We start from the raw sequence: 11,599 nt of genomic DNA, 5'->3' as shown, positions 1-11,599 counted from the left end.
GCTCGCCAGGTGCGGGTTGCGCGGGCGGTACGCCGATGTCACCGCGGTGGGGTCCGTCGGGCCGTGGACGGTGCGGGTCAGGGCGCGGGCGGGGCCGCCGGTCGGGGCACTGGGGCAGAGCTGGTTTCCGGGGGCGGAGCCGGGTCGGGGGCGCCCTTGAGGAGTTCGGTGAGGAGGCGGACGGCGGCGCGTTTGTGGAGAGGCTCGTTGCCGTTGCCGCACTTGGGCGACTGGACGCAGGAGGGGCAGCCGGAGTCGCACTCGCAGGCGGCGATGGCCTCGCGGGTCGCGGTGAGCCATTCGCGGGCGGTGCCGAAGGCGCGCTCGGCGAAGCCGGCCCCGCCGGGGTGGCCGTCGTAGACGAAGACGGTGGGCAGCAGGGTGTCGGGGTGGAGCGGTACGGAGACTCCGCCGATGTCCCAGCGGTCGCACGTGGCGAAGAGTGGAAGGAGACCGATGGAGGCGTGCTCGGCGGCATGGAGGGCGCCGCCGAGTTGCTGCGGGTGGACGAGGGCGGCGTCGAGCTGGTCCTCGGTGACGGTCCACCACACGGCGCGGGTCCGCAGGTGGCGCGGCGGCAGGTCGAGCTTCGTCTCGCCGAGGACCTCGCCGGTCAGGAGGCGGCGGCGCAGGTAGGAGACGACCTGATGGGTCACCTCGACCGAGCCGAAGCAGAGGCGGCCCTCGCCCCAGGGGATCGAGCGATCGGTCTCCAGGACGGAGACGGAGGTGGTGTCGCGGGCGACGGTCGTGTACGGGGGTGACGCCTCCTCGACCAGGGCGACGTGCGCGTCGAGGTCGAAGGTGCGCACCTGGTAGGTGCGGCCCTGGTGGAGGTGGACGGCGCCCTCGTGGACGGTCGTGTGCGAGGCGGAGGCGTCGACGGTGCCGAGCAGACGCCCTGTGCCCTCCTCCACGATCTGCACCGGGGGGCCGCCCTCGCCGCGGATGTCGGTGAGGTCGGCGGCGCGCTCCTTGCGGGTCCAATACCAGGACAGGCCGCGGCGGCGCAGCAGCTTGGCGGCCTCCAACTGCGGAAGCAGTCCGGCGCTCGCCGGGCCGAACAGGCCCTTGTCCTGCTCGGTCAGGGGCAGTTCGGCGGCCGCGGCGCACAGGTGCGGGGCGAGGACGTAGGGGTTGTCCGGGTCGAGGACGGTGGACTCGACGGGCTGGTCGAAAATCGCTTCGGGGTGGTGGACGAGGAAGGTGTCCAGCGGGTCGTCGCGGGCGACGAGAACGGCGAGGGCGCCCTGCGCCGTACGGCCCGCGCGGCCCGCCTGCTGCCACAGCGAGGCGCGGGTGCCGGGGTAGCCCGCGATGAGGACGGCGTCGAGGCCGGCCACGTCGACGCCCAGTTCGAGGGCCGTGGTGGCGGCGAGGCCGAGGAGCTCGCCGGAGTGCAGGGCGCCTTCCAGGGCGCGGCGTTCCTCGGCGAGGTAGCCGCCGCGGTAGGCGGCGACGCGGGATGCCAGGCTCCGGTCCCGCTCGGCGAGACGCTCTTTGGCGATGACGGAGATCAGCTCGGCGCCGCGCCGGGAGCGGACGAAAGCGACGGATCTCACACCCTGGAGCGTGAGGTCGGTGAGGAGGTCGGCGGTCTCGGCGGTCGCGGTGCGGCGGACGGGTGCGCCCTTCTCGCCCTGGAGTTCGGTGAGCGGGGGCTCCCAGAGGGCGAAGACGACCTCGCCGCGCGGGGAGCCGTCCTCGGCGACCTCGGCGATCGGCAGCCCGGTGAGCCGCTGACCGGCGAGGGCGGGCTCGGCGGCGGTGGCGGAGGCGAGGAGGAAGACGGGCTTGGAGCCGTACCGGGCGCAGAGCCTGCGCAGCCGGCGCAGGACTTGGGCCACGTGGGAGCCGAAGACGCCGCGGTAGACGTGGCACTCGTCGATGACGACGTACTTGAGCGCACGCAGGAAGGAGGACCAGCGCGGGTGCGAGGGCAGGATGCCCCGGTGGAGCATGTCGGGGTTGGTCAGGACGTAGTTCGCGTACTGGCGGACCCACTCGCGTTCCTCGACGGGGGTGTCGCCGTCGTAGACGGCGGGGCGCACGGCGCGGCCGAGCGGGGCGGCGAGCGCGCGCACGGCGCGTCGCTGGTCGGCGGCGAGCGCCTTCGTCGGGGCCAGGTACAGAGCGGTGGCGCCGCGCCCGTTGGGGGCCTCGGAGCCGTCGAGGAGCGTGGAGAGGACGGGGACGAGATAGCCGAGTGACTTGCCGGAGGCGGTGCCGGTCGAGACCACGACGGACTCGCCGTTCAGCGCGTGCTCCGCTGCCCGGGCCTGGTGCGACCACGGGTGCTCGATGCCGGACTCCTGCACGGCGGCGATCACTTCCGGCCGAACCTGATGCGGCCAGACGGCATAGCTCGCCGGGCGCGGGGGCAGGTGCTCCGTATGAGTGATGCGCTCAGCGCGGCTCGACCCCCCGGCGAGACGGTCCAGAACCGCTCGGGGAGAGTGCTGTGCGGCCGGGCCCCGAGGGGGCCGGCCGGTCGTGGAGTACGTGGCCATCGACATCGAGTGTGTCACTGGCGCGGCGGACAATGCTCTGAAGGCGTCGTGCGCGCGTACCGGTAAGTGATTGAATGCCATGGCGGCTGGCGAACCGTCCCGGGGGCTCAGGCCGAGGTGTCCCGAGGGACGACCGCTCGATAGCAAGGTGCTGGAGGATCAGTGGACCTGTCCCTGTCGACTCGCAATGTGTCCGGCCCCGGTGGCGACCGTACGGTCGTCGAGGTTGGCGGCGAAATCGACGTTTACACCGCTCCCAAGCTGCGTGAGCAGCTCGTGGAGCTGGTGAACGACGGCAATTTCCACCTGGTGGTCGACATGGAAGGAGTCGACTTCCTCGACTCCACCGGTCTCGGCGTCCTGGTGGGTGGCCTCAAGCGGGTCCGGGCTCATGAGGGCTCGCTCCGCCTGGTGTGCAATCAGGAGCGGATCCTCAAGATCTTCCGCATCACGGGCCTGACGAAGGTCTTCCCCATTCACACCTCGGTCGAGGAAGCCGTCGCGGCCACCGACTGAGTTCCGCTCCGCCCCGGGCCGCTGGGCCCGGGGCCGGAGGCGGGCCGCCGCCGGGTCTTCTCCTCCGGCGCGCCCGCAGGCACGTTCGTACGTCTGAGGGGGACCGCATGGCCACCGTCGAACTCCGCTTCAGCGCGCTGCCCGCGCATGTCAGGACGGCCCGGCTGGTGGCGGCATCGGTGGCACGTCGCTCCGGTGTCGACGAGGCCGTACTCGACGAGGTACGGCTCGCCGTGGGCGAGGCGTGCACGCGCGCGGTGGGGCTGCACCGGAACCACGGGGTGACCGAACCGGTGAGCGTGCGACTGATCGAGGCGGAGAACCAGTTCTCCATCGAGGTCGTCGATCAGGCCCCACATGCCTCGGTGACGGATGCCACCCCCGGCGCGATGATCCGCGACGACGAGGTGGACACCGAGGGCGAGGACGAGATGGGCCTCGCGGTGATCAGCGGACTCGTCGACGACGTGGAAGTCACCACGGGCGAGAACGGCGGCCGTCTGCGGATGACGTGGCCGGCCAAACCCGACGTCCTCGCGGACAGCGCGCCTCACGCCTGAGCGGTACGTACCTGTCGCGGCCTCGGCCGGGCGGGCTCTTCGGGGCGCGCCCGGGCTTTCGCGTACCCGCGTTCCCGCGCTGCTCCGTCCCGGCTTTCGGGCGCGCCGCTTCCGGGCGTGCCGTTTTCTGGTCCGCCGCCGGGCGCGCCGTTTCCCGGCGCACCGCTTCCCGCTCCGCCGCGTACTGAGCCGAGTGCCGTCCGTGCGGCGTCCCGTCCGTGTGCCGTCCGCCGAGAAGAGGCGGCCCGCCGCTCCGCGCGGGTGAGCCCGCGATTTCGCGCAGTATGCCGTGAGTCATCTCTCCCATGGGGCAAATGGCCCAAAATCCCGTGAACTTCGCGAAGATCGCGCGGGCTCCTCCTCGCCCCCGTGTAAGTTCCGGGGCCGACAGCCATGGAGGGACCGATCCGTTGAGCAAGAAATTCGTGTGCGCACTGTCCGGCGGTGCGGTGCTGCTGCTGGCCCTGTCGGGGTGCGGCGATGACAACGACGCCAAGGTCAACGACTGGGCCAAGACCTTCTGTGGCGACATCAAGCCCGATGTCGACAAGATCAACTCGGCCACCGCCGCGATCGACAAGCAGACGGCCGACACGAGCAAGCCGGCCGAGGTCCAGAAGACCGATTCGAAGGCGTTCCAGGACCTCTCGACCGCGTACAAGGGGCTCGCCCAGTCGCTCGACAAGGCGGGTGCGCCGCCGGTCGACAACGGCGAGGACATCAAGAAGGACGTGGTCAAGGAGCTGAACGCCAGCTCCGCCTCGTACGCGAAGCTCAAGAAGACCGTCGACGGGCTCGACACGAGCAACCAGGCGAAGTTCGCCGACGGGCTCAAGGACGTGGCCGCGCAGCTCGCCAAGATCTCGCGGGGCAGCAACGCCGCGCTCAACAAGCTTCAGTCCGGCGATGTCGCGAAGGCGATGAAGAACCAGAAGAACTGCCAGAAGGCGTCGCCGTCGCCCTCGGTGCCGAACGCCTCCCCCTCCGCCTGAGCCCGCATCGCCCCGGATCGGGCCGCCTGAGCCCGCATCGCCCCGGATCGGGCCGGGCGGAGCCGGTTCGCGTGTGCCCGCGCCGCCCGTTGTCAGTGGGGCCCGTCACAATGGACGAGTGAGCACCACTTCCACGAACGCGAGCCACCACGACCCCGCCGAGCCGCTGCCCGGCGCCGAGAGCCTGCCCGCCCACGAGGGCAGAGGCGCCGAGGTCGCGGGCCTGTTGCGGGAAGCCCTGCGCAAGGCGGAGTTCACCGCGGACGGACTGCTCGACCTGCTCGGTGCCCCGGCGTACGCGGCCCTCGCGCGCGGCGAGACCGTGCCGGCCCTGCGCGCCACCCGCTCCGCGGGCCCCGTCGCGACGCTCGTGCGGCTCTTCCTCCTCCAGCGCCCGGTGACCCGCGGGGCGCTGGTGGCGGTGCTGGGCGAGGAGCTGGTGGCGGCGGCAGGGGAGTGCGGGTGGCTGCGTGAGGACAGTGAGGGCGAGCTGCGCGCCACCGTCGACGTCCGGCCGTACGGCGGTGCCGAGGAAGAGGACTGGTACGTCGTCTCCGACCTGGGCTGCGCCGTGGGCGGGGCCGGAGGGATCGGCAAGCGCGCGGAGGGCGTCGTCCTGGGCGTCGGCGGCGCCTCGACCACCCTCGCCGGACTCACCGTGCGCACGCCGGTCGACAGTGTCCTCGATCTCGGGACGGGCTCCGGCATCCAGGCCCTGCACGCCTCGCCGCACGCCGCCCGCCTCACCGCCACCGACCTCAACCCGCGGGCCCTCGTCTTCGCCGCGCTCACCCTCGCGCTCTCCGGCGCCGCGCCCGCCCGTCTGCTCGCGGGCTCGCTCTTCGAGCCGGTCGGTACGGAGACCTTTGACCTCGTCGTCTCCAATCCCCCCTTCGTCATCTCGCCGGGCGCCCGGCTCACCTACCGCGACGGCGGCTGGGACGGGGACGGTCTCTGCCGCGAGCTCGTCTCCTCGGCGGGGGAGCGGCTCAACGAGGGCGGGTACGCGCAGTTTCTGGCCAACTGGGAACACGTCGACGGCGAGACGTGGACCGAGCGCGTGCGCGACTGGGTGCCCGCGGGCTGCGACGCCTGGATCGTGCAGCGCGAGGTCCAGGACGTCACGCAGTACGCGGAGCTGTGGCTGCGGGACGCGGGGGATCACAAGGAGGGGAGCGCGGAGTACGCGCGCCGGTACGAGGAATGGCTCGACTCCTTCGCCGCTCGCGGCACCACCGCGATCGGCTTCGGCTGGATCACGCTGCGCCGCACGACGTCCGCCGAGCCCTCCGTGACGATCGAGGACTGGCCGCACCCGGTCGAGCAGCCCCTCGGCCCCGCCGTGCGCGCCCACTTCGCCCGCCTCGACTACCTCCGTACGCACGACGACGCGGCGCTTCTCGCCGACCACTTCCGGCTCGCTCCCGAGGTGGTGCAGGAGCAGATCGGGCAGCCGGGCGCGGAGAACCCGGAGTACGTGGTGCTGCGCCAGCATCGCGGAATGCGCCGGGCGACCAGGGTCGACACGATCGGCGCGGGCTTCGCGGGCGTGTGCGACGGCACGCTCAGCGCGGGCGCGATCCTCGACGCGATCGCTCAGCTCGTGGAGGAGGACCCGGTGCTGCTCCGGGACCGGACACCGGCGCAGATCCGCCTCCTGGTCGAGCAGGGCTTCCTGTATCCGGTGGGACTCGCCGGGGCGCAGGGGGCGGGTGGGGAGGAACCAGGCGTGCGCTGAACCGGCGGGGCGTACGGGGCCGGGCGGAGCCCGTACGCCGCCTCGCCCCGTACGCCCCGCCCTCGTACGCCGCCCACCCCAGCCGTGCCCCGTCCCCTCCCCGGTCCTCGTCGTCTCGTGGTGTCCGTGAGTTCACCTGGGGTTCGTGTGGACGAAGCGGCTCGCTGCCAGCCTTCCCGCAACGGAGGGGCCGGGGTCGGACCGGCCCGCGGGGGTGCCGGGGACGGCGCCGGGGGAGGCGGACGCCCGGATGGACACGGTCGATACGGTCACGGAGAACCTGCCGGCGGTCTTCGCCGGGACGGTGTTCGTCCTCTTCGGGGGATGCCTGCTCGTGTGGACATGTGTGCGACTCGCCCTCGGGGTGCCGGTGGCGGAGGGGGCCAGGACGGGGGCCGCCGCCGCGCTCGCGCTGCTGTTCGCGGTGAGCAGTCTGGGGCTGGGGTTCTGGTGCTTCGGGCGGATCTGAGGCGGGTGGGGCGCGGGACGGGCGTACCGCTGTTGTCGTAGCGGGAGCCGAGGCGGGCGCGGGCGGGTTCGCGCGGGGGTGGCGGAGCGGGCGGTCGGGGCAGGGGATGGCTCGTAAGGGTGCCCCGCGCGCGTACCGCCGGAGGGGGCCGCACCCCCTCCCACCTGCGGCGGAGCCAGGATGGTCCGTATCACCGCACTCCGTGCGAAACGGCTGGGAGCCGGTCCGGGCGGCAGGAATGGCGGTAGTCGGGTTACCGTTCGAGTGGCCGTTGCGGGCTTTTCCCGTTTGACACGGGGGCGGGAGGTACCGTCACACTCCGCAGCGTCAGCAGTCACCCACCCGCAGGAGCGTGGGAGGCGTCGGGTCCCCTGTGGCCCGGCCCCCGGGCACGTCCTCACGTCCCGCGGACCTTGAGCCTCGACCGGAGAGAAGAGCCACGTTGTCCCCGACCAGCGAGACCGCGAACGGCGGTCGCCGACTCGTCATCGTCGAGTCGCCCGCCAAGGCGAAGACGATCAGTGGCTATCTGGGCCCCGGCTACGTCGTCGAAGCGAGCGTCGGGCACATCCGCGACCTCCCCAGCGGTGCCGCCGAGGTCCCGGAGAAGTACACCGGCGAGACGCGCCGCCTCGGGGTGGACGTGGAGCACGACTTCCAGCCCGTCTACGTCGTCAACGCGGACAAGAAATCGCAGGTCAAGAAGCTCAAGGACCTGCTGCGCGAGTCCGACGAACTCTTCCTCGCCACCGATGAGGACCGGGAGGGCGAGGCGATCGCCTGGCACCTCCAGGAGGTCCTGAAGCCGAAGATTCCCGTCCACCGGATGGTCTTCCACGAGATCACCAAGGACGCGATCCGCGCCGCCGTCGCCAATCCGCGCGAGCTCAACCAGAAGCTGGTCGACGCCCAGGAGACCCGCCGCATCCTCGACCGGCTCTACGGCTACGAGGTCTCCCCCGTGCTGTGGAAGAAGGTCATGTCGGGCCTGTCGGCCGGGCGTGTCCAGTCCGTCGCCACGCGGCTCGTCGTCGAGCGGGAACGCGAGCGCATTGCCTTCCGCTCCGCCGAGTACTGGGACCTGACCGGCACCTTCGGCACCGGCCGCACCGGCGACGCGAGCGACCCGTCCACCCTCGTCGCGCGCCTGAACACCGTGGACGGCAAGCGCGTCGCGCAGGGCCGGGACTTCGACGCGAGCGGCCGGCTCAAGTCGGACGTCCTCCACCTCGACGAGCAGGCCGCGCGCACTCTCGCGAGCGCCCTCGCCGAGGCGAGCTTCGCCGTGCGCTCCGTCGAGTCGAAGCCGTACCGCCGCTCCCCGTACGCGCCCTTCCGCACCACGACCCTCCAGCAGGAGGCGAGCCGCAAGCTCGGCTTCGGCGCGAAGTCGACCATGCAGGTCGCGCAGAAGCTGTACGAGAACGGCTTCATCACCTACATGCGTACGGACTCCACGACGCTCTCCGACACGGCGATCTCCGCCGCGCGCGCCCAGGTCACGCAGTTGTACGGCGCCGACTACCTCCCGGAGAAGCCGCGCACGTACGCCGGCAAGGTCAAGAACGCGCAGGAGGCGCACGAGGCGATCCGCCCCTCGGGGGATCGTTTCCGCACGCCCGCCGAGACCGGGCTGACCGGTGACCAGTTCCGGCTCTACGAGCTGATCTGGAAGCGCACCGTCGCCTCGCAGATGAAGGACGCGACCGGCAACAGCGTCACCGTCCGCCTCGGCGGCACGGCGAGCGACGGCCGGGACGCCGAGTTCTCCGCCTCCGGCAAGACGATCACCTTCCACGGCTTCCTCAAGGCGTACGTGGAAGGCGCCGACGACCCGAACGCGGAGCTGGACGACCGCGAGCGGCGCCTGCCGCAGGTCGCCGAGGGCGATCCGCTGAGCGCCGAGGAGGTCACGGCGGACGGGCACGCGACCAAGCCCCCCGCCCGCTACACCGAGGCCAGCCTCGTCAAGGAGCTGGAGGAGCGCGAGATCGGCCGCCCCTCCACGTACGCCTCGATCCTCGGCACGATCCTCGACCGCGGCTACGTCTTCAAGAAGGGCACCGCGCTCGTCCCGTCCTTCCTCTCCTTCGCCGTCGTCAACCTCCTGGAGCGGCACTTCGGCCGCCTCGTGGACTACGACTTCACCGCGAAGATGGAGGACGACCTCGACCGCATCGCCCGCGGCGAGGCGCAGGCCGTGCCGTGGCTGCGGCGCTTCTACTTCGGCGAGGGCGACGGCGCGGGCAGCGGCGCCGCGGCCGCCGCGGGCAACGGGGACGGCGACCACCTCGGCGGGCTCAAGGAGCTCGTGACCGACCTCGGCGCGATCGACGCGCGCGAGATCTCCTCCTTCCCGGTCGGCGACGGCATCGTGCTGCGCGTCGGGCGGTACGGGCCCTACGTCGAGCGCGGCGAGAAGGGCACCGAGGAGTACCAGCACGCCGACATCCCGAGCGACCTCGCGCCCGACGAGCTGACCGTGGAGTTCGCCGAGGAGCAGCTCGCGAAGCCGAGCGGCGACTTCGAGCTGGGCACCGACCCGGAGACGGGCCGCGAGATCGTCGCGAAGAACGGCCGCTACGGCCCGTACGTCACCGAGATCCTCCCCGAGGGCACCCCGAAGACCGGCAAGAACGCGGTCAAGCCGCGCACCGCCTCGCTCTTCAAGTCGATGTCCCTCGACACGGTGACGCTCCAGGACGCGCTCAAGCTCATGTCGCTGCCGCGCGTCGTCGGCGCCGACCCCGAGGGCGTCGAGATCACCGCGCAGAACGGCCGCTACGGGCCGTACCTCAAGCGCGGCACGGACTCGCGGTCGCTCCAGACCGAGGACCAGATCTTCGACATCACCGTCGACGAGGCGCTCGCGATCTACGCGCAGCCCAAGCAGCGCGGGCGCGCCGCGGCGAAGCCGCCGCTCAAGGAGCTGGGCGAGGACCCGGTCAGCGGCAAGCCCGTTGTCGTCAAGGACGGCCGTTTCGGCGCGTACGTGACCGACGGCGAGACCAACGCGACGCTGCGGGCCTCCGACAGCGTCGAGGACCTCACGCCGGAGCGCGGCTACGAGCTGCTCGCCGAGAAGCGCGCGAAGGGGCCGGCGAAGAAGACCGCCAAGAAGGCGGCCAAGAAGGCGCCCGCGAAGAAGAGCGCCGCGAAGAAGACGGCCGCGACGGGGACCGCCAAGAAGACGGCGGCGAAGAAGACGACGACCGCGAAGAAGACGGCCGCCAAGAAGACGACGAGTGCCGCGAGCGCCGCGAAGAAGACCGCGGCGGGGGCACGGTCGGGTTCGGCCGGAGGGGCTGGAGACGACGGCGAGTGAGCCTCGCGGAGTGAGGCGAGGCTGAGACGCGGTGAGGGCCGGGTGGCGAAGACGCTGCCCGGCCCTTGGCGTGTGTGGCGGCAGGGAGGGGGGTGGGGCCGGGGCCGGGGCCGGGGGGTGCGGGCGGTCGGTGAACGGTTGTGCGCGAATCTCGGTGCACGAGTGTGCGCCGAGCCAGGTGGACGACTGTGCGCGCATTTCGGTGCACGATTGTGTGCCTGCTTCGGTGCGCAGCCGTGCACCTGCCTGCCTCGTGGACGTTCGTCGCTCGCCGAGGCGTGGTCCGTGCCGAGGCACGACCCGTGTCGAGTTCTGAAGACGGTTGTTTGCCCGCGGCGGAGTGGGTACGGGCACGGCGCAGGGCTGATCGCGACCCCGCTCAGCCGAAGCCGACCGAGCGCGCAACCCGGCCGAAGCCGACCGACCTCGGAACCCGGCCGAAGCCAGCGCAAGCCGGCCGAACCCGGCCGGGCGCGGCCGCACCCGGCCGGGCGCGGAAGGAGAAGAAGGAGTGCAGGTGAGGGGACGTATGTTCGGGCGCGGCCACGGAATGTCCGATCCGGCCGATAGGCTGGCCGAATGATGCGAGCCGAGCAGGAGGCGGACGCCGCCCGGACCTCAGACAACTCGACGTCAGGCAGCGCGACCTCGCAGAGCACGACCTCGGACAGCGCCCTGGTCGCGGACTCCCGCGAGCGCGCCGTCCGCGCGTTGCTGCGCTCGCAGCCCCTCAAGCGGCTGTGGAGCGCCCAGCTCGTGGGGGGTGTCGGCGACGCCCTCGGGCTGCTCGTGCTCGTCGTCCTCGTGCTCCAGTCGGCCGTGCTCCAGGACTCCTTCGGCGGCGGCTACCGCGGCGCGGCCCTCGCGGTCGCGGCCGTCGTCGGCGCCCGCCTCGTCGCCACGCTGCTCTTCGGCGCCGTCCTGCTCGGCCCGCTCACCGCCCTCACCGCCCCCGAGGGCCCACTCGACCGGCGCTGGACCATGACCGGTGCCGACGGTGTGCGGGTGGCGCTGCTCATCGTGGCCCCGCTGTGGATCGACTGGACCCCGGACAACGCGCTCGCGCTCCTCCTCGTCACCGTGTTCGTCGCCGGTCTCGCGGAGCGGCTGTGGACGGTGTGCCGCGAGAGCGCCGCACCCGCGCTGCTGCCCGCGCCACCGGTCGAGGGCGACGCGGTGCGCCCGCTCCCCGACCACCTGCGCGCCCTGCGCACGCTGTCGGTGCGGACGAACTTCCTCGCGATCCCCGCGGCGGCGCTCACCCTCGTCGCCGTCACGCTCGTGGGCAACCTGCTCGGCGCGGGCCTCGACTGGTTCGCGCTGCACCAGGCCGCGCTCGCCTCGTACGTCGCCGCGGGTCTCTTCGCCGCCTCGCTCTCCGTGGTCTCCGCGCTCGAACTGCCCGGCGGCCGTACGCCGCGCCCGCGCTCCCCGCTGGAGGGCCTGCGCCGGCCGCGTACCGCCGGGGCGGAGGACGGCGGCGCGCGCG

Annotated in this window: 7 protein-coding genes and 1 pseudogene; 7 read left to right on the top strand and 1 reads right to left on the bottom strand. The window is 72.4% G+C overall.

The window, feature by feature from the left end; all coding sequences use genetic code 11:
* Positions 1-77: 77 nt before the first annotated feature.
* On the bottom strand, positions 78-2,591 hold the full coding sequence (locus tag G3I42_RS25155) for a DEAD/DEAH box helicase (protein WP_203607309.1): 2,514 nt from the start codon (positions 2,589-2,591) through the stop codon (positions 78-80).
* Positions 2,592-2,672: 81 nt separating this feature from the next.
* Here G3I42_RS25155 and bldG point away from each other — a divergent pair, with 81 nt between their 5' ends.
* From bldG to G3I42_RS25120, 7 genes and pseudogenes are all read left to right on the top strand, one after another.
* Positions 2,673-3,026: an anti-sigma factor antagonist BldG gene (bldG, locus tag G3I42_RS25150; RefSeq protein WP_007823876.1), complete on the top strand. Its 354-nt coding sequence runs from the start codon at positions 2,673-2,675 to the stop codon at positions 3,024-3,026.
* A 107-nt stretch (positions 3,027-3,133) separates the two neighbouring features.
* Entirely contained in the window at positions 3,134-3,586 is a 453-nt protein-coding gene (locus G3I42_RS25145; protein WP_164289575.1) for an ATP-binding protein, read from the top strand.
* Between the two features lie 410 nt (positions 3,587-3,996).
* On the top strand, positions 3,997-4,578 hold the full coding sequence (locus tag G3I42_RS25140; protein ID WP_164289573.1) for an oligoendopeptidase F family protein: 582 nt from the start codon (positions 3,997-3,999) through the stop codon (positions 4,576-4,578).
* Positions 4,579-4,744: 166 nt separating this feature from the next.
* Positions 4,745-6,316 (top strand): methyltransferase, encoded by a 1,572-nt coding sequence (locus G3I42_RS25135; protein ID WP_164289577.1) that lies wholly within the window; start codon positions 4,745-4,747, stop codon positions 6,314-6,316.
* 250 nt (positions 6,317-6,566) lie between these two features.
* The gene (locus G3I42_RS25130) at positions 6,567-6,785 is read left to right on the top strand and encodes a hypothetical protein (RefSeq protein ID WP_164289571.1); all 219 of its coding nucleotides are present in this window, start codon (positions 6,567-6,569) and stop codon (positions 6,783-6,785) included.
* Between the two features lie 442 nt (positions 6,786-7,227).
* A complete protein-coding gene (topA, locus tag G3I42_RS25125; RefSeq protein WP_164289570.1) occupies positions 7,228-10,110 on the top strand; it encodes a type I DNA topoisomerase in 2,883 nt (960 codons plus the stop codon).
* Between the two features lie 582 nt (positions 10,111-10,692).
* A pseudogene (locus tag G3I42_RS25120) lies at positions 10,693-11,599 on the top strand (dTMP kinase); the annotation flags it as partial.

It is taken from the genome of Streptomyces sp. SID11385, from assembly GCF_010548245.1.
GTDB lineage: Bacteria > Actinomycetota > Actinomycetes > Streptomycetales > Streptomycetaceae > Streptomyces.
The sequence above is the reverse complement of the archived record's forward strand: the minus strand, read 5'-3'. Positions and strand labels throughout refer to the sequence as shown.